The 24,169-nt window shown below is 68.7% G+C and carries 22 protein-coding genes; 8 read left to right on the top strand and 14 right to left on the bottom strand.

Annotated features, from left to right (window positions below; genetic code table 11):
* Positions 1-7: 7 nt before the first annotated feature.
* Together DEF76_RS06635 and DEF76_RS06630 are read left to right on the top strand one after the other, a co-directional pair.
* The gene (locus DEF76_RS06635; RefSeq protein ID WP_114913721.1) at positions 8-787 is read left to right on the top strand and encodes a uracil-DNA glycosylase; all 780 of its coding nucleotides are present in this window, start codon (positions 8-10) and stop codon (positions 785-787) included.
* Positions 788-895: 108 nt separating this feature from the next.
* Positions 896-1,696, top strand: coding sequence for an autotransporter domain-containing protein (locus DEF76_RS06630; RefSeq protein WP_114911656.1), 801 nt, complete (start codon positions 896-898; stop codon positions 1,694-1,696).
* 8 nt (positions 1,697-1,704) lie between these two features.
* Here DEF76_RS06630 and DEF76_RS06625 read toward each other — a convergent pair whose 3' ends face one another.
* Genes DEF76_RS06625 through DEF76_RS06615 form a run of 3 tightly spaced genes read right to left on the bottom strand, consistent with a single transcriptional unit; the run spans position 1,705 to position 3,653 of the window.
* Complete coding sequence (locus DEF76_RS06625) at positions 1,705-2,883, bottom strand: 5-(carboxyamino)imidazole ribonucleotide synthase (RefSeq protein ID WP_114911655.1); 1,179 nt, start codon at positions 2,881-2,883, stop codon at positions 1,705-1,707.
* A 9-nt stretch (positions 2,884-2,892) separates the two neighbouring features.
* On the bottom strand, positions 2,893-3,435 hold the full coding sequence (gene purE, locus DEF76_RS06620) for a 5-(carboxyamino)imidazole ribonucleotide mutase (RefSeq protein ID WP_456303858.1): 543 nt from the start codon (positions 3,433-3,435) through the stop codon (positions 2,893-2,895).
* Between the two features lie 14 nt (positions 3,436-3,449).
* The gene (locus DEF76_RS06615; protein WP_114911654.1) at positions 3,450-3,653 is read right to left on the bottom strand and encodes a YdcH family protein; all 204 of its coding nucleotides are present in this window, start codon (positions 3,651-3,653) and stop codon (positions 3,450-3,452) included.
* Between the two features lie 275 nt (positions 3,654-3,928).
* On the opposite strand from DEF76_RS06615, the gene DEF76_RS06610 reads away from it, so the two are divergent.
* Positions 3,929-4,102 carry a DUF465 domain-containing protein gene (locus DEF76_RS06610; RefSeq protein WP_114911653.1) on the top strand — a complete coding sequence of 58 codons (174 nt, stop codon included), beginning with the start codon at positions 3,929-3,931 and terminating at the stop codon, positions 4,100-4,102.
* 57 nt (positions 4,103-4,159) lie between these two features.
* Here the strand turns inward: DEF76_RS06610 and DEF76_RS06605 are convergent, their stop codons facing one another.
* Both DEF76_RS06605 and DEF76_RS06600 read right to left on the bottom strand, forming a co-directional pair.
* Positions 4,160-4,750, bottom strand: coding sequence for a DUF1013 domain-containing protein (locus tag DEF76_RS06605; protein ID WP_240319128.1), 591 nt, complete (start codon positions 4,748-4,750; stop codon positions 4,160-4,162).
* A 194-nt stretch (positions 4,751-4,944) separates the two neighbouring features.
* A complete protein-coding gene (locus tag DEF76_RS06600; protein WP_114911651.1) occupies positions 4,945-7,080 on the bottom strand; it encodes an acetate--CoA ligase family protein in 2,136 nt (711 codons plus the stop codon).
* A 138-nt stretch (positions 7,081-7,218) separates the two neighbouring features.
* Here DEF76_RS06600 and DEF76_RS06595 point away from each other — a divergent pair, with 138 nt between their 5' ends.
* A complete protein-coding gene (locus DEF76_RS06595; protein ID WP_114911650.1) occupies positions 7,219-7,851 on the top strand; it encodes a TetR/AcrR family transcriptional regulator in 633 nt (210 codons plus the stop codon).
* Between the two features lie 237 nt (positions 7,852-8,088).
* Here DEF76_RS06595 and DEF76_RS06590 read toward each other — a convergent pair whose 3' ends face one another.
* The gene (locus DEF76_RS06590) at positions 8,089-8,736 is read right to left on the bottom strand and encodes a histidine phosphotransferase family protein (RefSeq protein ID WP_162800516.1); all 648 of its coding nucleotides are present in this window, start codon (positions 8,734-8,736) and stop codon (positions 8,089-8,091) included.
* A 64-nt stretch (positions 8,737-8,800) separates the two neighbouring features.
* Between DEF76_RS06590 and DEF76_RS06585 the strand changes: the two genes are divergently transcribed.
* Both DEF76_RS06585 and moaA read left to right on the top strand, forming a co-directional pair.
* On the top strand, positions 8,801-8,992 hold the full coding sequence (locus tag DEF76_RS06585; RefSeq protein WP_114913719.1) for a DUF3553 domain-containing protein: 192 nt from the start codon (positions 8,801-8,803) through the stop codon (positions 8,990-8,992).
* Between the two features lie 121 nt (positions 8,993-9,113).
* Complete coding sequence (moaA, locus tag DEF76_RS06580) at positions 9,114-10,100, top strand: GTP 3',8-cyclase MoaA (protein WP_114911648.1); 987 nt, start codon at positions 9,114-9,116, stop codon at positions 10,098-10,100.
* Between the two features lie 10 nt (positions 10,101-10,110).
* Here moaA and DEF76_RS06575 read toward each other — a convergent pair whose 3' ends face one another.
* A complete protein-coding gene (locus DEF76_RS06575) occupies positions 10,111-10,641 on the bottom strand; it encodes a DUF2244 domain-containing protein (RefSeq protein WP_114911647.1) in 531 nt (176 codons plus the stop codon).
* 86 nt (positions 10,642-10,727) lie between these two features.
* Here DEF76_RS06575 and nth point away from each other — a divergent pair, with 86 nt between their 5' ends.
* Positions 10,728-11,426 (top strand): endonuclease III, encoded by a 699-nt coding sequence (gene nth, locus DEF76_RS06570; RefSeq protein ID WP_114911646.1) that lies wholly within the window; start codon positions 10,728-10,730, stop codon positions 11,424-11,426.
* 56 nt (positions 11,427-11,482) lie between these two features.
* Positions 11,483-15,217, top strand: a complete 3,735-nt coding sequence (putA, locus tag DEF76_RS06565; RefSeq protein WP_456303857.1) for a trifunctional transcriptional regulator/proline dehydrogenase/L-glutamate gamma-semialdehyde dehydrogenase — start codon at positions 11,483-11,485, stop codon at positions 15,215-15,217.
* 228 nt (positions 15,218-15,445) lie between these two features.
* Here the strand turns inward: putA and DEF76_RS06560 are convergent, their stop codons facing one another.
* The 7 genes from DEF76_RS06560 to DEF76_RS06530 all read right to left on the bottom strand — a co-directional run bounded on the left by DEF76_RS06560 (position 15,446) and on the right by DEF76_RS06530 (position 24,156).
* Positions 15,446-16,822, bottom strand: a complete 1,377-nt coding sequence (locus tag DEF76_RS06560) for a class-II fumarase/aspartase family protein (protein ID WP_114911644.1) — start codon at positions 16,820-16,822, stop codon at positions 15,446-15,448.
* A gap of 76 nt (positions 16,823-16,898) precedes the next feature.
* Entirely contained in the window at positions 16,899-17,420 is a 522-nt protein-coding gene (gene pcaG / locus DEF76_RS06555) for a protocatechuate 3,4-dioxygenase subunit alpha (RefSeq protein ID WP_114911643.1), read from the bottom strand.
* Positions 17,420-18,124, bottom strand: a complete 705-nt coding sequence (pcaH, locus tag DEF76_RS06550) for a protocatechuate 3,4-dioxygenase subunit beta (RefSeq protein WP_114911642.1) — start codon at positions 18,122-18,124, stop codon at positions 17,420-17,422. The genes pcaG and pcaH overlap by 1 nt, the downstream gene beginning before the upstream one ends.
* A complete protein-coding gene (pcaDC, locus tag DEF76_RS06545; RefSeq protein ID WP_114911641.1) occupies positions 18,121-19,275 on the bottom strand; it encodes a bifunctional 3-oxoadipate enol-lactonase/4-carboxymuconolactone decarboxylase PcaDC in 1,155 nt (384 codons plus the stop codon). The genes pcaH and pcaDC overlap by 4 nt, the downstream gene beginning before the upstream one ends.
* Positions 19,276-19,358: 83 nt before the next feature.
* A complete protein-coding gene (gene pheT, locus DEF76_RS06540) occupies positions 19,359-21,818 on the bottom strand; it encodes a phenylalanine--tRNA ligase subunit beta (protein ID WP_114911640.1) in 2,460 nt (819 codons plus the stop codon).
* Between the two features lie 3 nt (positions 21,819-21,821).
* Positions 21,822-22,892, bottom strand: a complete 1,071-nt coding sequence (gene pheS, locus DEF76_RS06535) for a phenylalanine--tRNA ligase subunit alpha (RefSeq protein ID WP_114911639.1) — start codon at positions 22,890-22,892, stop codon at positions 21,822-21,824.
* Between the two features lie 157 nt (positions 22,893-23,049).
* Entirely contained in the window at positions 23,050-24,156 is a 1,107-nt protein-coding gene (locus DEF76_RS06530) for a glycosyltransferase family 4 protein (protein ID WP_114911638.1), read from the bottom strand.
* Positions 24,157-24,169 lie beyond the last annotated feature (13 nt).

The following is a 24,169-nucleotide window of genomic DNA, read 5'->3' as shown; positions in this document are numbered from 1 at the left end:
TGCCGGCATGGATCTTCGAACGGCGCTCACCGCCGCGCTGCGGCTGCAACTCGAATGGGGCGCCGATGAGGCGCTGGCCGAGACGCCCCACGATCATTTCGCGCCCTCCCCGGCCGCGCCCGAGCCCGCGTCGCCGGCAATTCCCCGACCGGCCGCACCCGCGAGCGGCGTTCTGCCGCCGGCGGCCGCGCGGGCCGCCGCGCTCGCCGCCGCGTGTCATTCGCTCGATGAATTGCGCGCCGCGCTCGCCGCGTTCGATGGCTGCAGCCTCAGTGAAACCGCGACCAACCTGGTGTTCAATGACGGCAACCCCGCCGCCGGCTTGATGCTGATCGGCGAAGCCCCGGGCGCCGAGGAAGACCGCATCGGCAAGCCCTTTGTCGGCCCCTCCGGCCAGTTGCTCGACCGCATGCTGGCGAGCATCGGGCTCGACCGCGACCATTATCTGATCACCAACCTGATCCCCTGGCGCCCGCCCGGCAACCGCAGCCCGACCGATGCCGAGGTGATGCTGTGTCTTCCCTTCCTCCATCGCCAGATCGCGCTGGTAAGGCCCAAGCTTTTGCTTCTGCTCGGCGGGCTTGCGGCGAAAGCGCTGCTCGGCGGCAGCGCCGGCATCACCCGGCTGCGTGGCACCTGGCGCGAGATCGAAATCCCCGGCCTTCTCGCCCCCATCCCCGCGCTCGCGACCTACCACCCGGCTTATCTGCTGCGCACGCCCGGTGCGAAGCGCGACGCCTGGGCCGATCTCCTATCGCTCCGCCGCCGGCTCGAGCGACAAGACTGAAGCGGCACGATTTTTCTCCCTTGCCCGCGGCCAAATCAGGCTGTTACCGTGAGTGACCGTCGTCCCCGCACCGTCATTGCCGAAAGATCTCCCGTGGAAAGGTCTCCGATGTCTGTCTCTCGCCGCGTGAAGGCGTACGCCGTCATTTTCGCCGCCATTTCCCTGCCGCTCGCGGCACGGGCGCAGAGCTTGCCGGTGGTCAACGTCAATAACGAAATCGGCCTCGCCGCCGATGTCATGCTGCAAAACCAGCAAGATCGGTATCTCCCCGCAAATGGGCCGTCGCCGGAACTCTCGGGCTGGGAGCCGGGGCTGGATGCCAAGGCCAGCGTGATGAAGGATCTCTGGGGCATCAGCAATGTCTATGCCGCGGTGCGATTCAGTTACACGAACGGGACCAGCTCCGTCGGCCCCACGCCGCCTTACAACGGCAGCTATAACCGCCAGAATGAGGATCTCGATGTCGAACTCGGCAAGGGCGTTCTGATCACCGACAGATTTCTACTCACGCCGTTTATCCAGGGCGGCTACATGGACCTCCAATCGAGCGCCTTCAACGCGACCAACACCACCACTAACGGCTTCGTCGGCCTTGGCCTGCGCGGCGATTACGCGCTCACCGAACGTCTGGTCGTGACCGGCCGGCTAGGCTGGGCCGAGACCGTGGGCGGCAATCTCAACACCCCGGCCAACTATAATTTCGGCTATGGCGATGGCCCGCTCTGGCAGGCCGGCATTGGCCTTGACTATCTGGTCTATCGCAACATCCATCTCTATGGCGGCGTCGATTATACCAACGCCACGCTGGAACGCGGCCCCGTCGAATTCGCCGGTTTTCCGGACTCGCGCGTGCCGCAAGCGAATTTCAACGACCTCAGGTTTCACCTCGGCCTAGCCTGGGGCTTTTGATCCCGGCGCTAGCGCTCGCCCGCGAGCGGGCCGAGCGCCAAGGCGATCCCCGCCTCGCCGGGCAGCGCGCCCTTGGCGAAAAGCCGGGTCACGTGGCCCATTTTTCGCCCCGGGCGGGCCTCTTTCTTCCCGTAGAGATGCGGGATCAGGCCTTGGGTCGCGAGAATCTGCGGCCAGAGCGCGGTTTCCTCGGCGCCGACGAGATTTTTCATCACCGCGTCCGAATGCCGCGCCGCCAGCGGCAAGGGCAAGCCGGCGACCGCGCGAATATGCATCTCAAACTGGCTCGCGGGGCAGGCATCGATGGTCCAATGGCCGGAATTATGCGGCCGCGGCGCGATTTCATTGACGAGCACGCGCCCGTCACGGTCAACGAACATCTCGACCGCGAGCAGCCCGACGAGATCGAGCGCGTCTGCGACCCGGAGCGCGATTGCTCTCGCGGCGGCGGCGGTTTGGGGTGCGATCGGCGCCGGGGCGAGGGTGAGGTCGAGGATATGGTCGCGATGGCGGTTTTCCACCACGTCGAAAGCGCGGCTGTCGCCGTTGTCCCCGCGCGCGACGATGACGCTGATTTCGCACGCGAAATCAACGAACCCCTCGAGAATCAGCGGTTTTGGCGAAAGCCGCGCGAAAGCCGGGGCGAGATCCGCCTCGCTGGCAAGCCGCGCCTGCCCCTTGCCGTCATAGCCTAGCCTCGTCGTCTTCAAAATCGCCGGCAGGCCGAGCCGGGCGGCGGCGGCGCGGAGATCATCCAACGTTTCAATCGGCGCGAAGGGCGCGGTCGCCACACCAGCCTCTTCATTGAGAAAGGTTTTTTCCGCGATTCTGTCCTGGCTGATCCGCAAGACGTGCGGGCCGGGGCGCACCGGCTTGCATGATGTCAGCAATTCGAGCCCGGCGGCGCTGACATTCTCGAATTCGAAGGTGATGACATCGACGGCGCTGGCGAAGGCGCGGAGCGCCGCTGGGTCCTCGTAATCGCCGACCGTCGCCGCCGCCGAAACCTGCGCCGCCGGGCTGTCCTCCTCCGGCGTCAGGATATGGCAACGATAGCCGAGCCGGGCGGCGGCGAGTGCGCTCATCCGCCCAAGCTGGCCGCCACCGACGATGCCGATGGTGGCGTTGGGCGGCAGCGGGACAAAAGTTTTTTGGTTCTTTTTTTCAAAAAAGAACTTTTCTTCCATGATTTATCTTTACGTCCCTTCTGGCGTGTCGACCGGCGCGGTCGCGACGCTTTCGGTTTGCGCGGCGCGGAACGCGGCGAGCCGGGCTGCGAGCCCAGCATCGCCGAGCGCGAGGATGGCGGCGGCGAGCAGGGCTGCGTTCACCGCCCCGGCGCGGCCGATGGCGAGGGTTCCGACCGGGATTCCGGCCGGCATTTGGACGATCGAGAGCAGGCTATCGAGCCCCTTCAGCGCCTGCGATTCCATCGGCACGCCGAGGACCGGGAGCCCCGTCCAGGCGGCGGCCATGCCGGGCAGATGCGCCGCCCCGCCGGCGCCGGCGATGATCACCCGCAGGCCGCGCGCGCTCGCGGTGCGCGCGTATTCGGCGAGCCGGTCCGGGGTGCGATGGGCGGAGACGATGCGGCATTCATGGGCGATGCCGAGCGCGGCCAAGGTGTCGCTCGCATGGCGGAGTGTCGGCCAGTCCGACTGGCTCCCCATGATCACCCCAACGAGCGCGCCGCTCGGGGCGAGGCCGGCGGGCGTTGGGCCGGGACTATCGATCATCATGTTCTCGCGGTTTGTTACGCCGTCTGGTCGGGAATGAGGCGGCTTTCAAGGCGGGTGATTTCGTCTTTTAGAAGCAGTTTGCGTTTTTTCAACCGCAGCAGATGGAGTTGGTCGGTCGCCGTCTGGCTGACCAGAAGGGCGATGACGGTGTCGAGATCACGATGTTCGCTGCGCAGTTCATGCAGTTGGCGCAACAGGGAATCGCGGTCGTTCATCATCGGCTCATATTCACCTGTTCACCTCCAATCGCCGGGCGGCGCAAACGCCGCGCCGGCAAGGCAGCCCCGCTTAGAAAGCCCTTTTATCATGCTTTGCCGCCCGCTCGCCACGCCCTTCCCGCGCGCCGCCGCTGCCCGGCCGCCGCCCGCGTCATGCAATCAGGGGTGGAATCGGCCACCCGATGGCGCTATGATTAATTGGTCGCGGCGGAGGCTGCGCGAGCCTCCTCACTGCGGCTTAGAAGCATGTGGCTTGGAAGCATAAGGAGTGCGACATGAGTCTGGATGGACGCCTCGGTGCCCTCAAGGAGCGCCACGCTGATCTTGAGTTGCGTATCGTCGAAGAAGATCATCGTCCACGACCCGATAGCGATGCTCTGTTGCGTCTGAAGCTCGAGAAATTACGAATCAAGGAGCAGATCGAGCGCTTGCGCGAGACGCTCGACTAAAACCCCCGACAAGAATCACCAATCAGACCCCATCTTCGAGCGACGCAGGCGCGTCGCTCAGGCGGCTTCGTCTTCCTCTCGCAACTGCTCGGGGCTGGGCGGCGGCGGCACCGCTTGCCCTTCCCGCGCCAAGCGCTCATTGGCCTGCGTCACCATGGCGTGCAGATCGGTCTGGCTGCAAAGGCCAAGGATCACCGGATCGCGCGGCTTGATATTGGCGCTGTTCCAATGGGCGCGGTCGCGCACCTTGTGGATGGTCTCCTTGGTGGTGCCGAGCAGCTTGCTGATCTGCGCGTCGCTGAGTTGCGGGAAATTGCGCAAGAGGAAGGCGATCGCGTCCGGGCGGTCATTGCGCTTGGCAACCGGCGTGTAACGGGCCCCGCGGGCACGGCGCGGCACCGGGTTGCTGACCGGCAAAAGCGTCAGCCGCGCCGTGGGATCGGCCTCGCAGCGGCGGATCTCCTCGAGCGTGACTTGGTGATTGGCGACCGGATCGTAACCGACGATCCCCTGCGCGACCTCGCCATCGGCGATCGCCTGCACTTCGAGCGGATGGAGGCCGCAGAAATCGGCGATCTGCTCAAAGGTCAGGGCGGTTTTTTCGATCAGCCACACGGCGGTGGCTTTCGGCATCAGGGGAAGGGGCATGGCATGGCACTTTCATATCCCGGTGACCGAGGCACGACCGATATCAGAGGATCGATCGAAATGTCGATCTTTTCGGCCCGGGCCCGGTCCGCAGCTGCGGGCGATCATGGAGAAAGCCTCGATATGACCGTGGCACGCGGTGCGGTCAAGGCCGCGCGCGGCGATGCCGCGGAAAAATCCGCGCCCCATTCGGCTCACCCGCCCGCTTTCGCGACGATCAGCGCATCGACCGCGACGATCTCGCCCCCGGCGGCGATCAGCGGGTTGAGATCGATTTCGCGATAATGCGCGGCATGGTCGGCGGCGAATTCGGAAAACCGCGCGATGATGGCAGCCAGCCGGTCGCGATCGATTGCCGGCGCGCCGCGAAACCCATCGAGCAGCCTTGCCCCGCGCAGCCGCTCGAGCATCGCGCGCGCCCCGGCCAGCGAAACGGGCGCGAGATCGACGACGCTATCGTGCAGCAATTCGACGAACACACCCCCGAGCCCGACCACGACCAGCGGCCCGAACAGCGGATCGACGCGCGCCCCGAGCATGATTTCGAGCCCGGCCGGGATCATCCGCTGCACCAGGAGCCCAGCGCCACCAACCCCCGCCCGCTTTGCCGCCGCCAGCACCTCGGCCGCCGCTTCGCGCACCGCCCCAGCATCGCGAAGACCAAGCCGCACCCCACCGATCTCGGTCTTGTGCGCAAGATCGGGCGCCGCAACCTTGAGGGCGACCGGAAAGCCGAGCCGCTCGGCCGCCGCCACCGCGCCCTCGGCGTCATCAGCGCCCACTTCGCCGACCACCGGAATGCCATAGCGCGCGAGCAGCGCCTTGGCCCGCGCCTCGCCGATGATCGCACCCCCCTCCTTGGCCAGCGCGGCCGCGACCTCATCGCGCACCGCGGCCGGAACCAAGCGCTCGGCCGGGGTGAGCCCGTGCGGCGCCGCCGGCCGCGCGAGCCACGCGGCGAGGGCGGCGAAGCAGCGATCGGTCGAGCGAAACAGCGCGGTATGAGCGGCGGTCTCCGCCTCGCGCGCGCCGGGGCCTTCGAGATGCTCGTTGACCCAAATCGTGCAGGCGAATTTCCCCGCCGTCGCCGCCAAGGCATCGAACGCCAGAATGCGCCGCACCACCGGCTCATAGGCATAGACCGAGGGCACCACGAGCGCGGCATAGGCGGGGTCGTCGAGCAGCGCCTTGGCGCAGGCGTTGAGGCTTTCGGGATCGGTCAGCACCTGCGCGGTGACGTCACACGGGTTGCGCGGCGAGCCGAACTCGGGGATGCGCGCTTCGAGAACGGCGCGGGTTGCGGGTGCTGGCTGCGGCAGCGGCACGCCATGGATTTCGGCCTTGTCGGCGGCCATGATCGCGGCCCCGCCAGAGGCCGCAACGACGGCGATGCCGGCGCCGCGCGGGGCCGGCGCCTTCGCGAAAAACGCGGCGGTTTCCATCAAAGCCTCGAACTGATCGACGACGACGATGCCGGCGCGGGCGAAGGCGGCGCGATAGGCGGCATCTGAGCCGGCGAGCGAGCCGGTATGAGAAAGCGCCGCCGCCGCACCGCTTTCGCCGACCGCGATCTTGTGCGCGACCACCACCTTGCCGCGCTCGGCGGCGCGGCGTGCTGCATCGAGCAGCCGGCGCGGTGAGGCCATCCCTTCGAAGAGACAGGCGATGGCGCGGCAGGCCGGGTCGTCGGCGAGATAGGCGACATAATCGGCCATATCGACGTCGCAGGAATTGCCCGAGGTCAGGACATGGCTCACCGCGGTGCCGTGAGCGACGGCGAGCGCGAGCGCGAAGCCGAGCGCGCCCGACTGGCTGATGATCCCGACCGCGTGCGGCGCGACCTCCCCTTGGCGCGGCACCGCCGAGAACGTCATCGCCGCGCCCGAGAGGTAATTCACGATGCCGAGACAATTCGGGCCGATAATCGGCATCGCGCGCGTGCGCGCCAGCGCCTGAAGCCGCGCCTGCTCGGCGGCGCGCCCGGGTTTCGCGGTCTCGGCGTAGCCAGAGGCGAAGACGACGGCGCCGCCGACGCCGAGCGACGCGGCCTCTTCGAGCACCGGCTCAACCGCCTCGCGCGCGACCGCGCTCACGACGCAATCCGGCACCTCGGGCAGGGCGGCGAGCGAGGGATAGCAGGGCTTGCCGCCGATCTCCCGATAGCGGGCATTCACCAGATGAAGGCGGCCGCGAAACCCGGCCATATTGCTCGCCACCCGGTCGCCGAATGACCCCGCGCGTTCGCTCGCGCCGACCAGGGCGACGCTTTGCGGGTCAAGGAGGCGGCGAAGCTGGGCGTGGGTGTAGAGCGGCCGTGCGGCATCGGTCATGGATTGGCGTTCCCTCGCTGGTTTCGTGATGGCGGCGTTTCTTGACAGGCGCGGCAAGCATAGGCGCGGAAAACCCACCCCTTCAACCGCCCGCTTGCCCCCGCTTGCGAGAGATCGGCCGTCGCGTAATGATCGCCCATGCCCGACCGCGACATGCCTCCCCTCGATCACCGCCTGCCAAGCCGCCGCGCCCCCGGCTTTGACGCCCGCCGCGCGGTGATCCGCGAGCAGGCGGCGGCGCTGTTCGCGCGCGATGGCTATCAGCGCGCCTCCCTCGCCGGCCTCGCCCGCTCGCTCGGCGTCACCGCCAATGGCATCAGCAATTATTATTCCTCGAAGGAGGATCTGCTTTATGCCATCCTCGATTCGCATCTCGTGGCGCTGCTCGCCGCCGTCGAGCGGGCCGATGACGAGACCCTGGCGCCGCGCCCGCGGCTTGAGGCGCTCGCCGGCGGCTATCTCACGACCATCGCCGGGCCGGCTGCCAACGGCCATCGTCTGTTGCGCGAGGCGGCGCGGTTTCTCCCCGCGGCCCGGCGCGAGGATCTCCGTACCCGCGAACGCTGGCTGCTCGCCTTGTTCAGCACGGCGCTGGCCGCCGCCGCGCCGCAGTGCGCCGCCGCCCTGCTGTCGCCGCTGGCCTTGTCGCTATTTGCGATGCTGAACGAGGCGCCGCGCTGGCTCCAGCCGCGAGACGAGGCGGCGGAGGCGCTGAGCCTTGCGGCTTACGCGTCGCTCGCCACCCGCGCCGTGCTCGCCGCCGCGCGCTGAGCCCGCCGTTATACCGGTCAGCGAAATCGCTGACCGGTATGCGCGCAGGGTTGGTGTGGCGGCTGCGCGCAACATCAAAAAGATACCAGCCAACCGTCTTCAAGCGACGTGTCATTCTTTCGGCTGGCTGGTATTAGAGCGCGATCGGTTTAAGTCGATCACGCTCTACCCCTATTTTGGCGAGCAAGTTGGCCGGTTTTGATGGAACAGGGTGGTTCAATCAAAACCTACCTTGCTCTAGACGCCGGCCAGGCGGATCAACAGCGGCGCCGGACCACCGCCAGGGCCCGTTGCAAACAAAAGCGAGAGGCTCGCGCCACTGGCGCGGGCGATCAGGGCGGTGAGCACCCCTTGGATCACGCGCGGCTGATCACACGCGGCCAGGGCCGCCGCGTCATCGGCGAGCCAAGCGGCGAGACCCGGCGGCCAGGTCGCCGCCCGGCCCTCGAGCATGACGGCGAGATCACCGTCCGGCTGCCCGGCAAGCAGAACCCCGCCCCCCTCGCCGGCGGATTCGGCGGCGAGGATCAGAACATTGAGGATCACCCGCGCATCCTCGGGCGCGAAAGCGACGTCTTCGGGGATGCCGGCGCTCTCCAGCCGCACCCGGCGCGCCGCCGGCGAGGCCGCGAGCAAAGTGAAGAGATCGGGGATGGTCATCTCTTCGCTCAGCCCCGTCCACGCCCCCCGCCAGAGGCGCAGCCGCAAGCCGAGCGCCGCCGCCGCCTCGCGCGCCATCTCGAGCGCCTCGTCATCCTCGGCCGTCGCCCCGCCCTCGACGCTTTCCAAAGCGCCGCCCAGCGTCCCGATCAAGCCACTGAAATCATGGCAGAGCCGGGCCGCCACCAATTCCGCCAATAGCAGGGACGACGCATTCGCTGTCATATCACGCCTCCTCAACATCCACGCCTCGACAGGTCCACCCGGCGCGCGCATAACCCGCGCCACCATGGCGCCCGACCAGACCTCACCGATCGAACCCGGCCAATGGGTCCGCAATCCTGCCCGGCCGGAATGGGGAATCGGCCAGGTGCAATCCGCGATCGGCGATCGGGTCACGGTCAATTTCGAGCACATTGGCAAAATTCTGGTGAACATTGCCAGCGTGCCGCTCGACGTCATCGCCGAGGACGAGCACTAATTTTCGCGATATCCCCGGCCCCCTCTTGCACGGCGCCGCGTCACGGCCGAATTTGAGGAAACCGGCTGCCGCCCGGCGAAGCCCGTGGCGGGTCGGGCGTTATATAAGGATTTGGCGATACATGCGCGATCCGTTCGGCCGCGATATCACCTATCTCCGCGTATCGGTCACCGACCGCTGCGACTTTCGCTGCGTCTATTGCATGGCGGAGGACATGACCTTCCTGCCGAAGGCGGACATCCTCTCGCTCGAAGAGTTGGAGCGGCTGTGCGGCGCCTTCATCGCGCTCGGGGTCACCAAACTCCGCATCACCGGCGGCGAGCCGCTGGTCCGGCGCGATGTCATGCGCCTCATCGACGCGCTCGGCGCACGGCTCGGCCACGGCCTCGAGGAGCTGACCCTCACCACCAACGCAAGCCAGCTCGCGCGCTTTGCCGAGCCGCTCCGCGCCGCCGGGGTGCGGCGGATCAATGTCAGCCTCGATACGCTGAACGCCGCGACCTTCACCGCCATCACCCGCTGGGGCCGGATCGAGCGGACGCTGGATGGCATCTTCGCCGCCAAGGCCGCCGGTCTCGCGGTCAAGATCAACATGGTCGCGCTCAAGGGGGTGAACGAGGACGAAATCGATACCATGATCGCTTGGTGCGGCGAGCATGGCTTCGACCTCTGCCTGATCGAGACCATGCCGCTCGGCGAAATCGAGGGCGACCGCACGGCGCAATATCTGCCGCTGTCGCTGGTGCGCGCGCGGCTTGCCCGGCGCTGGACGCTGACGCCGAGCGATTACCGCACCGGCGGGCCGGCGCGCTATGAGACGATCGGCGAAACCGGCCGGCGGATCGGCTTCATCACGCCGCTTACGCATAATTTCTGCGAATCCTGCAACCGCGTGCGCCTGACCTGCACCGGCACGCTGTTTATGTGCCTCGGCCAGGAGGATGCCGCCGATCTCCGCGCCGTCTTACGCCGCGAGACGAGCGATGACGCGCTTTCGGACGCGATCCTGGCGGCGATCGCGCGCAAGCCCAAGGGCCATGATTTCATTATCGACCGCGATCATCGCCGCCCCGCGCTCGCCCGCCATATGAGCATGACCGGCGGCTGAGCGGCTCCGATCACGGCAGCGCGGTGCGAAAATCCGGCTCGCGGAGCTGCGGATTGTCGAAACGCGGGTTGCGCCAGGCGTGCAGCGCTTCGGCCAGCGCCGCGGCGAGGTCGCGTTTTTCCGCCTCCCCCAGCCGTGCCGCGATTTCATGCCGCCGCCGCCCGCCGACGAGCAAAAGCGCCGGCACCCGCCCCGGGCGTTCCTGCAACTCGGCGCGGAGCCAGGAGGGATCGAGCGCCATCTCGCGCCGCCCGCCTTTACGGTCGGTGTGGATCACGCGCAGCCGACGCTCGGAGAGCAGCACCACCTCGCTCTCGCGCGCAACCCGGGCATGGGCGCGGATCAGGATGACGGCGAGGAGAATTTCGGCGCCGCTAAATCCCGCAACCGGCCACGCCCCGAGCAGAAAGAACAGCAACGCCGTCAACCCGCTGGCGCCGGCGACGGCGACGATCAGCCCGGCAAGACCGCGCCGCGACAGGCTGCGATGCGGCACGATCACCGCTTCGAACATCGGCGCGTCCGTGACCCTCTCACTCATCTCGCCGCTCCGAAACCACAAACTCCCTCAAGAATAGGCATTCCGCCGCGCTTGTCATCCCGCAATGCCCGCGCGACAAGCAGGGAATGCCGAAGATCACGCCCAAGCCGCCAAAATCCGCGCCCGCGCGCGCGATCAAACCGCTTTCCGCCGATGAGGTGCGGCACTTCATCGGCGCCATCGCCAGCGCCAATCCCAACCCGCGCACCGAACTCCAGTATCGTGATCCCTTCACCCTCCTGGTCGCCGTCGTGCTCTCGGCGCAGACGACGGACGCCGCCGTCAACCGCGCAACCCCTGCCCTATTCGCCGCCGCCCCCGATGCGCGCGCGATGGCGGCCCTTGGCGCGGACGAGATCGGCCGCTTCATCCGCTCGATCGGGCTGTGGCAGGCCAAGGCGCGCCACCTCGCCGAACTCGCGCGCCTCCTCGTCGAGCGCCATGGCGGGCAGGTGCCGGCCGATCGCGCCGCCCTCGAGGCGCTGCCCGGGGTTGGGCGCAAAACCGCCAATGTCGTCCTCAACGTCGCCTTCGGCCAGCCGACGATGGCGGTCGATACCCATATTTTCCGGGTGAGCAACCGCACCGGCCTTGCCCCCGGCAAGACGCCGCGGGCGGTCGAGGACGCACTGCTCAAGCGCCTGCCGCCGGAGAGGCTGGCCGACGCCCATCACTGGCTGATCCTGCACGGGCGCTATGTCTGCCGCGCCCGCAAGCCGGAATGCTGGCGCTGCGTTGCCGCCGCCTGGTGCCATTTTTCTCCGAAGACGCCGGCGCCGGGTTAGTCGTCCGCAAACGACCAGGCCGCTCGCCGCAGGTTTGGCCGGCGCCCCTGATCCCGTTGCCTCTTGAACGCGCGATCCGACCTCGTCATGCTTCTTCGACGGAGATTTTGACCAGACAATTCCCGTGTGCCGAGAGGCGTGACGCTGCCATGTCTGCTGACAACATCGCCCCACCCCCTTTCGCGGCCTTTGCGGCCGATCTGCGCGCGGAAGTGCCGTTGCGGGCAGCGATCACCGCAGCCTACCGCCGCGCCGAGGAGGACTGCCTTGGGCCGCTCATCGCGGCCGCAGCGCTCACGCCCGCCCAGGACGCCGCAGCAAGCGCTCTTGCCCGGCGCCTGGTTGCAGAACTCCGCGCCCATCACCGCGGCGGCGGGGTGGAAGCGCTGGTGCAGGAATTTTCGCTCTCCTCACAGGAGGGTGTCGCGCTGATGTGTCTCGCGGAAGCGCTGCTGCGTATCCCGGACACGGCGACGCGTGACGCGCTGATCCGCGACAAGATCGGCGGCGGCGATTGGCGTGCGCATCTCGGCCACTCACCCTCGCTTTTCGTTAACGCGGCGACCTGGGGGTTGGTGGTGAGCGGCCGGCTATCGGCCACCCACAGCGAGGCCGGCCTCGGCGCCGCGCTGACCCGGCTGATCGCGCGCGCGGGCGAGCCGGTGATCCGGCGCGGGGTCGATCTCGCCATGCGCATGATGGGCGAGCAGTTCGTCACCGGCCAGACCATCGCGCAGGCACTGGCCAGGAGCCGCGCCCTGGAGGCCAAGGGCTTCCGCTATTCCTATGACATGCTCGGCGAGGCGGCGATCACGGCGGCGGATGCGGCGCGCTATTTCGGCGACTATGAGAACGCCATCCACGCCATCGGCCAGGCGGCGGCCGGGCGCGGACTCCTCGCGGGGCCGGGCATCTCGGTCAAGCTCTCGGCCTTGCACCCGCGTTATATGCGCGCTCAGCGCGCGCGGGTGATGGCGGAGTTGCAGGCGCGCCTGGCGACCCTGGCCGCCCTCGCCCGCCGCTACGATATCGGCCTCAATATCGACGCGGAAGAGGCCGACCGTCTCGACCTTTCGCTCGATCTCTTGGAAACGCTTTGCCATGACGAGCGGCTCAATGGCTGGGGCGGCGTCGGCTTCGTCATTCAGGCCTATCAGCGCCGCGCGCCGTTCGTGATCGATTTCGTGGTCGATCTCGCCCGCCGCACCGGGCGGCGCATGATGGTGCGCCTGGTCAAGGGGGCCTATTGGGACAGCGAAATCAAGCGGGCGCAGCAAGAGGGGCTGGAGGGCTTTCCGGTCTTTACGCGCAAGGTCCACACCGACGTCTCCTATCTCGCCTGTGCGCGTAAGCTGCTCGCCGCACCCGAGGCGGTGTTCCCGCAATTTGCGACGCACAATGCGCAAACCGTCGCCGCCATCTACACCATGGCGGATCCCGCGGCGTGGCGGCCCGGCCAATACGAGTTCCAGTGCCTGCACGGCATGGGCGAGCCGCTCTATGAAACAGTGGTCGACCCGCAGGGCCTCGCCCGGCCATGCCGCATCTATGCGCCGGTCGGCACCTATGAGACCCTGCTCGCCTATCTCGTGCGCCGCCTGTTGGAAAACGGCGCGAATTCGTCCTTCGTCAACCGCGTCAACGACCCCGCGGTGCCGGTCGAGACCTTGGTGCGCAACCCGGTCGAGGAAGCCCGCGCCCTCGCGCCGCTCGGCCGGCCGCACGACCGCATCGCGGCGCCTTCCGACCTGTTTGCGCCAACGCGCAAAAACTCGGCGGGGCTCGACCTTACGAATGAGCAGCATCTCGCTGCGCTCGCGGTCGCCTTGAAGAAGGGTGCGGCGCCGCTCCGCGCCGCGCCGCGCCTCGGCGCCGGCGCGGCCGCGGGCCCGGCGCGCGAGGTTCGCAATCCCGCCGATCGGCGGGATGTGGTGGGCGAGGTCGTGGACGCGACGGAGGCGGTCATGGCCGCGGCGCTGGCCGAAGCCGAAGCCGCCGCCAGTACCTGGGCCGCAACACCCCCCCGCGAGCGCGCCGCGATCCTCGACCGCGCCGCTGATCTCATGGAAGCGCGCATGGGCGCGCTGATGGCGCCGATTGTGCGTGAAGCCGGCAAATCCCTGCCCAACGCGATCGGCGAGGTGCGCGAGGCCGTGGATTTTCTCCGCTACTACGCCGCAGGCGCCCGCGACCTCGGCGCCGCGCACCGCCCCCTCGGCCCGGTTGTCTGCATCTCGCCGTGGAACTTCCCGCTCGCCATCTTCACCGGCCAAGTGGCGGCCGCGCTCGCGGCGGGCAACCCGGTGCTGGCCAAACCAGCGGAGGAGGTGCCGCTGATCGCTTCCCTTGCCGTCGGGCTGCTGCACGCGGCCGGGGTGCCGCGCGGCGTCCTCCACTACCTCCCGGGCGATGGCGCGGTTGGCGCGCGGCTTGTCGCCGATCCGCGCACGCAGGGCGTGATGTTCACCGGCTCGACCGAGGTCGCACGGAACATTCAGCGCGACCTCGCCGGCCGGCTGGGCGGCCATGGCGAGCCCATTCCGCTGATCGCCGAAACCGGGGGGCAGAACGCCTTGGTCGTCGACAGCTCCGCCCTCGCCGAGCAGGTGGTGATGGACGTGCTCGCCTCGGCTTTCGATAGCGCCGGCCAGCGTTGCTCGGCGCTGCGCGTTCTTTGCCTGCAGGAGGACATCGCCGACCGCGTCCTTTCCATGCTCACGGGGGCGCTCGCGGAAGTGTCGGTCGGGAATCCCGATCGTCTCGCAACCGATATCGGCCCGGTGATTTCCGAGCAAGCGCGCGATGGCATTCTGCGGCACATCGCGGCCATGCGCGCCGCCGGCCGGCCGGTGCATTCCTTGCCGCTGCCCGATGCGTGCTCTCATGGCACCTTCGTTCCTCCAACGATCATCGAGATCACCGGCTTGGCGCAGCTCACGCGCGAGGTCTTCGGCCCGGTGCTCCATGTCCTGCGTTTCCGGCGCGATGCGATCGACGCCTTGATGCGCGACATCAACGCCACCGGCTACGCCCTCACGTTCGGCGTCCACTCACGCCTCGACGAGGTGGTGGCGCGGCTTTCGGCGCAGGCGAAGGCGGGCAATATTTACGTCAACCGCAACCTGATCGGCGCGGTTGTCGGCGTGCAGCCGTTTGGCGGCCACGGCCTCTCCGGCACCGGGCCGAAGGCGGGCGGGCCGCTTTATCTGCGCCGTCTTCTCTCGGCCTGCCCGCTTGAGACGGGGCTCCCGGCCACTTCGCCGGCGCCCGCCGTCACCGCGCTTTGCGACTGGCTCCGCGCCCAGGGGCGAGAGGCGGCGGCGGCGCTTTGTTTGGCGCAAGCGCGCCCGGCGCGTTTCGGTTTGCAGATCGACCTTCCTGGCCCGGTCGGGGAGCAGAACCGTTATCGCCTCGATCCGCGCGGCCGCGTGTTTTGCGACGCCGACGAGCCGGACGGCGCCTTGCGCCAGCTCGCGGCCTGCCTCGCCACCGGCAATCGGGCGCGGGTCAAGCGCCCGGAGCTGTTGCCCCCGGGCCTGCCCGCGTCGATCGCCGCCGAGATCGCGCCCGCCGGCGAGGACGCGATTGCAGACTGCGATGCGTTGCTGTTCGAGGGCTCACGAGACACCCTCCGGCGCCTCGCGGCGGCGGTCGCGGCGGCGGAGGGCCCCATCCGCCCGATCATCGTGCCGCGCGACGGGCTCTATCCTCTCGACCTGTTGGTGAGCGAACGCGCCATCAGCATCAACACCGCCGCCGCCGGCGGCAATGCGAGCCTGATGAGCCTGTAGACCGCCGGCGGCGGCCAGCCCTCGCGTTACGCCGCGGCGGCGATTGCGCAAAAAAAAAATGGCGGCCGGAAAGGCCGCCAAGTTTAGGGAGGAAACGTCCAAGAAAGCGCAAGGCATGGCCTCGCGCAGGTCGAGATATAACGCCGCCAGGCCTGGCTTCAAATGAAATTTGTGCAATGCAGCAAAATACCGCTCGACATGTTGCGTTTTTGCCACACTCGTGCCCCGTCACGGCGGTGACGCTGAGGACGTGCCGAGCGCCCTTGCCGCCGTCAGCACGCGGTCGATGAAATCTGCGGTGCTGCCGAGATAATTCGCGGGATCGGTCAATTTTTCGAGCGCCGTCGCATCGAGCCGCGCGGTGATTTCGGGGAAGGTCGCGAGCGCCTTGGCGAGCGGGATTTTTTCCTCGCGCGCGCGATCGCAGGCGGCTTGCACGGCGTGGTGGGCGGCGTCCCGCCCGAGCAGCGGCGCGAGCCCCATCATCACCGCTTCCGCGACGATCATCCCGCCGGTGGCATCGAGGTTTTCGCGCATCCTGGCGGGATCGACCACCATGCCTTCCGCGATGAAGAGCGCATGGCGAACGGCGCCATGGGTGAGAACGAAAGCCTGCGGCAGCGCCAGCGGCTCAGCCTGCCAGGGGCCGGTCGCGCGTTCGAAATCCTGCGCCATCGCACCCTGCATCAGCGGCACCAGCGCCTGCACCGCGCGCATCGCGGCGAGCACATATTCGGCGGCGATCGGGTTGCGCTTTTGCGGCATGGTGGAAGACGAGCCACGCCCCGGCGCATGCGGCTCGGCGACCTCGGCGAGTTCGGTTTGCGCGAGCAGGATGATGTCGGTTGCGAACTTGCCGAGGCTGCCGCAGAGAAGGCCGAGGAACGACACCGCCTCGGCCAGGCCCTCGCGACGCACATGCCAGGGAAGCGGCGGCACGCCGAGCGCCAGCTCCTCGGCCAGGCCCGCCATCACCGCGAGTCCCTCACCGCCGAGCGAGGCGAGCGTTCCCGCCGCGCCGCCGAGTTCCACCAACTCGACACGCGGGCGGAGCTGGTCCAGCCGTTCGACATGGGCGATGAGCGGTGCGAGCCAGACCGCGCATTTGAGCCCGAAGGTGATCGGCAGCGCGTGTTGCAAATGGGTGCGCCCGGCCATCACCGTCGCGCGATGCGCTTGCGCCTGCTCGGCGAGGGCTGCGATCAGGTGAAGCAGATCGGACCGCAGCAGGGCGAGCCCCGCCTTGACCTGAAGGGCGACGGCAGTATCGAGAATGTCCTGCGTCGTCGCGCCCCAATGCGTCCAGCGCCCGGCCTCGGCGCCGGCGGCGCGCGAGAGGGCGGCGACCAGCCCAACCACGGGATAGCCGACATTGCGCGTGCTCGCCGGCAAGCCCGAGAGGTCGAGCGCTTCGACGCGCGCGACGCTGGTGATCGCTGCTGCCGCCGCCTCCGGGATCAGCCCGAGCCGCGCTTCGACGCGGGCCAGCGCCGCCTCGGCATCGAGCATGCGCTGGAGCAGTGCGCGCTCATCGAACACCGCCCGCATCGTCTCGGCGCCATAAAGCGTGCCGAAAATCGGGCTGTCGGCGGGGTTCACCGCCATGGCGACGGGGCCTGCGGCACCACCCAACGGACAAAAGTTTTTTGGTTCTTTTTTTCAAAAAAGAACATTTTTCCCCCTAAAGCTCGAGAAACACCGTCTCGCCGGGGCCCTGGAGGCGGATGTCGAGATGCCAATGCCCTGGTTCGGCCTCCTGAGCGATCAATGTTGCACGGCGCGCGGGATCGGTGATGGCGGTGAGCAGCGGGTCGCTCTCGTTGCGCGGATCGCCGGCGAAATAGAGGCGCGAGAACAGCGGTTTGAGCACGCCGCGGGCATGCAGCGCGAGCGCCAGATGCGGCGCCTGCCAGGCGTTGCCGCGGCCGCGGACGGGGCCGGGTTTGAGGGTGCGGAACTGAAACCGCCCGTCTTCATCGCAGCGCGCGCGGCCGAAGCCGGGGAAGGTTGCGTCCGCCGGCGGGTCGGCCTGCCAGATCTCGATGGCGGCGTCGGCCACCGGCGCGCCGTCGCCATCGACGACGCGCCCGGTGACCGTGATCACTGCGCCGCTCGCGCCAAAGCGGGTGAGATCGGCCCATTCCGGATGTTCGATCAGATGCCAGTAAGGGCCGATGGTCTGGTTCGCGGTCGCGGTCGGCATCAGGCAGTCTCCATCGGGGTCGCGCCGCGCCCGCGCAGCACGATGTCGAAACGATAACCGAGCGCCCGCTCCGGCTCGGTCAATGCGATGTCAAAACGCGCGATCAGCCGCTCGCGCGCGTAACGATCGGCGACCGCGTGATAGATCGGATCGAGCTCGAGCAGCGGATCGCCGGGGAAATACATCTGGGTGATCAGGCGCTGGGCGAAGCCGCTGCCAAAGAGCGAGAAATGGATATGGTTCGGCCGCCAGGCATTGGGGTGGTTGCGCCAGGGATAGGCGCCGGGCTTGATGGTGACGAAGCGATAGCGCCCTTCGGCGTCGGTAAAAACCCGCCCCTCGCCGTGGAAATGAGGATCGAGCGGCGCGTCGTGCTGATCGCCTGGATGGTCGTAGCGGCCGGCGGCGTTGGCCTGCCAGATTTCGACCATGGTGTTGGGCACCGGCCGCCCATCTTCGTCCGTAACCCTTCCTTCGACGATGATCCGCTCGCCGAGGGCGGGCTTGCCCGCGGTCATCGAAAGATCGGCGAGCGCGGGGAAGTGGCTGGGCAAGAAGCGCGGGCCGGTGGCCTCGGTCAGAGTCGTCGGGACGGCAAGGAGGGGCGCTTTCGGGTGGCGTTTGGCGGTGCTGGCGTAAGAGGGCGTGTCATAGGCGGGCTGGGCGCCGGCACCAGCCGGGCGGAAGGGCGCGGGGTCGCTCATGGATTTTGCTCCATTTCTTTGAACACCGTTTTCGCCTCACGGATCGCGGCATTGGCCGCGGGCACGCCGGCATAGACCGCGACATGCAGCATCGCTTGCGCGATCTCCTCGGCATTCGCGCCGGTGTTGCGCGTCGCGCGGAGATGGAGGCGGAATTCCTCGTGCTGGCCGAGGGCGGCGAGGAGGGCGAGGGTGATCAGGCTGCGGGTGCGCCGGTCGAGATCGCCGCGCGCCCAGACCCCGCCCCAGGCACTCCTTGTGATGAATTCCTGAAAGCCGCGGTCGAACTCGGTTGCCGCCGCCAGCGCGCGCGTGACATGCGCCTCGCCGAGCACCTCGCGGCGAACGCGGAGCCCGGCTTCATACGTGTCGCTTTCGGTATTGGCGAGGAGAAAGGCGGCGATTTCGGCGCTGACCGCGCGCGGGTGCTCGATGGTCGGGATATGGGCGGCATCGGGGATGATGGCGAGCGAGGCGCCGAGCGCCGCTTGCAGCGCCTTCGCGCTGGCGACCGGGGTTGCCTCGTCCTGCGCGCCGACGATGACATGGGCGGGGAGTTTGAGCTTCGGGGTGATCGCGGTGAAATCCGCGGTCGCGATCGCTTCGGCGGCGCCGGCATAGCCTTCGGGATCGGTCCGGAGCAGCATTTGGCGAAGGCCGAGCGCCGCCGGCTGGTCGCGAAAACCCGGCGTCACCCAACGCGCCATCGCCGCCTCGGCGCTCGCCGCCATACCGCCCTCGCGCACCAGCCGCGCCCGCTCGTGCCAGTTCGACGGCGGCGGGATGACCATGGCGGTGTCGCAGAGAATGAGGGTTTTGACCCGCCGCGGCGCGATCTCGGCCATGGCTTGGGCGATCAGGCCGCCGATCGAGAGCCCGGCGACATGGGCGTTCGCGACCGACAGCGCATCGAGCAGGCCGAGCACGTCGCGCGCGAGCGTTGCCATGTGATAGGGGCCTTGCGTGACCGTGGTCAGGCCGTGGCCGCGCAAATCCGGCCGAATGACGCGAAACCGGCGCGCCAGCGCATCCACCTGCGCATCCCAGACATGGAGCGAGGTGCCGAGCGAGTGGAGAAGAACCAGCGCCGGCGCCCCGGCCGGACCCGAAACCTGGACATGCGTCACAAGATCGCCAACCCGAACGAACATCGTGCTTTCCTCCCTCACCTCACCATCGCACCACGCCAGCACGCATGCAATCGCGGCGCGCGGGTCGCGGCGCCGCCCGTGGATCAGCCCCGCAATCGCGCGCCGGTCGCGGCGGTGACGGCGGCGACGATGCGTGCTGCCATCGCCTCGATCTCGGCATCCGTCAGCGCTCGCTCGCGCGGCTGCCACACCACTTCGATCGCAAGCGACGTCTCGCCCGCCGCCAACCCCTCGCCAGTATAGACGTCAAACAACGAGACGCTGGCGATGAGGTCTCGCTCCGCCGCGCGCGCGGCGCGCAAAACCATGTCCGCCGGCACGTCATCGCGGACGACGAAGGCGAAATCGCGACGCACCGGCTGCAGCGGCGAAAGCGCGGGCGGCGCGCGCCGGCGGCGCTTGGCGGCGGGGATGGCATCGAGAAAAATCTCGAACGCCACCGCCGCGCCGGTAATGTCGAGGGCGGCGGTGACGTTGGGGTGGAGTTCGCCGAAGACCGCGAGCACCGCGCGCGGGCCGAGGCGGAGCATCGCGGCACGGCCGGGATGGTAATGCGCCGGCGCTTCGGCGACGGTCGAGAGAGAGTCCGGCGCGACACCGAGCGCCGCCAGCACCGCGAGCGCGTCGGCCTTGGCATCGAACGCATCGAAGGCGCGCGCCGGCACCGCCCAATGGCGTGGCGGGGCGCCGGCGCGAAGCCCGGCGGCGATCTCGCGCGCGCCATCGGCGGCGAATCCGGGGCCGATTTCGAAGATCGCGACGTGCTCGGCGCCACGCGCAAGATTGCGGGCCGCCGCGTGCGCGAGCACCGCGAGCGGGGTCGGGCGCAACTGGTCAAGATCAGCGGCGATGGGGTTGAGAAGGCGCAGCCGCTCCGGTGTCTCGCCGAACCGCGCCGCATCATGCCGCGCCATGAAGGCGAAACTCACGCACTCTGCGAGACCGCGCGCGGCCAGCACCCGCCGCGCGAGTGCTGCGCGCGCACCAGCGGGGCTGAGGCTCGCCCGCGGGAGCGGGGCGAGCCGCGGCAGCGAGACCGCCGGCACCGCGTCCAGTCCGCCGAGCCGCAACACCTCCTCGATCAGATCGGCCTCGGGGGCGATCGCGGCGACACTGTCGGCAAGGCTTGCGGCGCGATCGGCGGCGATTCCGGGCGCGAGATCGAGGGTGCCGGGTGCGGCGATGTCGTTGCGCCAAGCGGGAACGGCGAACACCGCACGCTCCGTGTCACGCGCCACAAGCGCGAAGCCGAGCCCTTCGAGCCGCGCGATCGCGGTCTCGGGCGCGATCTCGACCCCGCCGAGCTCACGCAGCCGGGCAAACCGCAGCGCCGCTTGTCGCTGCCAGCGCGGCTCGGCGCCGGCGGAGACGACCTCGCTCGCCTCACCGCCGCAGAGATCGAGGATCATCCGGCTCGCCGCCGCGACCGCATCAGGCAGCAGCGCCGGGTCGATGCCGCGTTCGAAGCGGCTCCTTGCATCGGAAAGAATTTGATGCCGCCGCCCGCTCTGGCCGATCCGCACCGGATCGAACAGCGCACATTCGAGGAAAACCTCGCTGGTCTCGTCGTCACAGCCGCTCTCGACCCCGCCCATGATCCCGGCGAGCGAGCGCACACCGGCGGCATCGGCGATCACGCAATCCTCCCGCTCCAGTCGATATTCGCGGTTATTGAGCGCGCGCAGCGTCTCGCCAGCGCCGCGGCGCATCACCATCTCATGGCCGCGGATTTTTTTGATATCGAAGACATGGAGCGGCCGGCCGAGATCGAAGGTAAAGAAATTGGTGATGTCGACAAGGGCGTTGATCGGGCGGAGACCAATTGCGCGCAGGCGCGCGGCCAGCCAATCCGGGCTCGGGCCATTACGCACGCCGCGAAAGCTCCGCCCGAGCACGTAGGGGCAGGCCTCCGGCCAGTCGATCCGCCAGGCGAGCGGGCTTTTGAAAGCGGCTGCAACCTGCGGCGCCGACCAGGGCTTGAGCCGCCCCAATCCGGCAGCGGCGAGGTCGCGGGCGATGCCGCGCACGGCCAGCGCGTCACCACGATTGGGGGTGACAGCGATCTCGATCACCGGATCGTCGAGCCCCGCCCAGCCGGCATAGCTCGCCCCGACCGGCGCGCTTTCGGGCAGCTCGACGATGCCGGCATGATCCTCGCCAAGCCCAAGCTCGCGGAGCGAAAGCAGCATCCCGGCGCTTTCGACCCCGCGGATCTTGCCGGTTTTCAGCGTGACCCCGGTGCCCGGAATGACGCTGCCGGGCGGCGCGAAGACGGTTTTCATGCCCGCCCGGGCGTTTGGCGCACCGCAAACCACCGAAACCGGCGCCCCCATTCCGGTCTCGACCCGGCATGCGCGCAGGCGATCGGCGTCCGGATGCGGCTCCGCCGCGATCACCTGCGCGATGCGGAACGGCGCCAGCGCCGCGGCGCGGTCATCGATGCTTTCGACCTCGAGCCCGATCGCAGACAGGGTCTCAGTGAGGCGGGCAAGCGGCGCCTCGGTCTCGAGATGATCGCGGAGCCAGGAGAGGGTGAATTTCATCGCTCAAACCCCCTCATGCAGCATCGCCGGGGCGAGCGGGCTGAAGCCGTAATGGCGGAGCCAGCGGAGATCGCTCTCGAAAAACGGGCGGAGGTCGGAAATGCCGTGTTTCAGCATGGTGATGCGCTCGATTCCCATGCCAAAGGCGAAGCCTTGCCACTCGCGCGGGTCGATCCCGGCATTGGCGAGGACTTTCGCATGCACCATGCCGCTGCCCAGAATCTCTAGCCAATCCCCTCCCCGGCCGAGTTCGCCGGTGCGGCGATTCCAGCCGATATCGACCTCCATCGAGGGTTCGGTGAACGGGAAATAGCTCGCGCGAAAGCGCACCGGGAGATCGGGGAGGCCGAAAAAGGCGCGAAGAAAATCGCTGAGGCAGCCCTTGAGATGGCCAAGGGTGATGGCGCGGTCGATGACCAGCCCCTCGCATTGGTGAAACATCGGGCTATGGGTCGCGTCATGGTCGGCGCGGTAGGTGCGGCCCATGGCGATGATGTGGATCGGCGGCGGCGCGCTGAGCATGGTGCGCACCTGCACCGGCGAGGTATGGGTGCGGAGCACCGGTGGCGGGGCCTCCGCCGTCTCGGGCGGGAGGTAAAACGTGTCGTGATCGGCGCGGGCGGGATGGTGCGGCGGGATGTTGAGGGCGCCGAAATTATGCCAATCGGTCTCGATGTCCGGCCCTTCCGCAACGCTAAAGCCCATCGCCCCGAAAAGGGCGGCGATTTCATCCATGCTGCGGCTGATCGGGTGGATGACACCGCTCTCCGAAGGGCGCGCCGGCAGCGTGACATCGATCCGCTCGCCGGCAAGCCGCGCTTCCAGCGCCGCGCCCTCGAGCGCCACCCGCCGCGCCGCCAGCGCCGCCGCCAGCGCCTCTTTCACGACATTCAGGCGCGCGCCCTCCTCACGCCGCGCCTCTGCCGGCAGCCCCCCGAGCGCTTTGAGCCGCGCCGTCAGCCGCCCGGCCTTGCCGAGCAGCGCAACCCGCACCGCCTCCAGGGCGCGGAGATCGGGGGCGGCGGCGATAGAATGTTCCGCTTCATGCTGCAGGGCGGCGAGATCATCGGTCATGCGCGAGGGCCATCCTTGAGAGACTGAAACAGGCAGCCTTTTGGCGCCCGGCGCGTCGTTGATCAATCGTCTGGGTGGAAACGCATCAGGCAAGGCCAGGGCTCCACCCTGGACCCAAAGGCGACAGCGTCCCCAAACCCGCGTTTTCAGAGTTTCCCTAACCCCGGCCGACGATCTCGCGGCGCAAGCGATCGAGCGTGGTGAGCACGGCGGCGCAATCGAAATCCCGCGCCCGCGCGAGGCCGGCGCGCGCAAGGGTCGCGCGGCGTTCGGGGTCAGCGGCGAGCGCGATGATCGCCTGCGCCATGCCGGCGACGTCATCGGGGTCGATATAGAGAGCGGCGGCGCCGGCGAGATGGGGTAATGCGCCGCGCCGTGTCGTCATCAGCGCCGCGCCGCTCGCCATCGCCTCGATCGCGGTCAGGCCGAACGGTTCATCCCAACGGCTCGGCACCGCAACGATCGCCGCCCGCGCCATCGCCGCCAGCACCTGATCATGGGTGCGATAGCCGTGCATCGTGATCCCGGCTTGCGCCGCCCGCTCGCGGATGCCGCGCAGAAATGGCGTCTCGGGGCTTGCCGCCCCAAACCGATCGGCGCCGATGATGCTCGCCCGCCAGCCCGCAAGCCGCGGCAAGGCATCAGCGCAGGCGGCGACGAACCCGTCCACCCCTTTATCCGCGACCACCCGGCCGACATAAAGGATTTCCGGCTCGCGCGCCGCGGCCGGCAGCGGCGGCGGCAAAGCCGCGAAGTCAAGGCAGTTTGGCACCACGGAAACCCGCGCCGCCGCGTCCGGCGAAAGCCCGTCGAGAAACCGCCGGCGCAGAAAGTCGGAGGCGACGATCACCCCGCCGAGCACGCGGAGCAGCCCCTCCCGCGCCGCCGGCGTGTGGCTTGCGCGCATCGCTTGCGGATCGTTCTGCAGGCAAAGAAGCACCGGGGCTGCGCCGCGGCCGGCGAGAAAACGGGCGATATCGGGGCGGTTATGGACCGCGATCAGCGCCGGCGAGAGCGCCCGCGCCGCCCGCTGCACCCCGATCGCATACCGCGTTGCGCGGCGCAGCGGGCGAAACGCCGGCCGCACCGGCTGAAACGCAACGCCCGGGAAGGCCGGCGCGGGCGGCGCCGGCCCGAGCACCAAGGGCGCGAACGCCTCGCTGCGGGCAAACAGCCGCGCCACCATCAGCGCGATGGCGCCGGCGGCGGCGGGCGAAAACGCCTCGCTCGGCGGCAAAACCTCGATGATCCGCGGCGCTGTCATGCGCCGAGACTAA

Source organism: Acidibrevibacterium fodinaquatile, from assembly GCF_003352165.1.
In the GTDB taxonomy this organism is placed as follows: domain Bacteria; phylum Pseudomonadota; class Alphaproteobacteria; order Acetobacterales; family Acetobacteraceae; genus Acidibrevibacterium; species Acidibrevibacterium fodinaquatile.
This window is presented reverse-complemented; position numbering and strand designations above follow the sequence as displayed.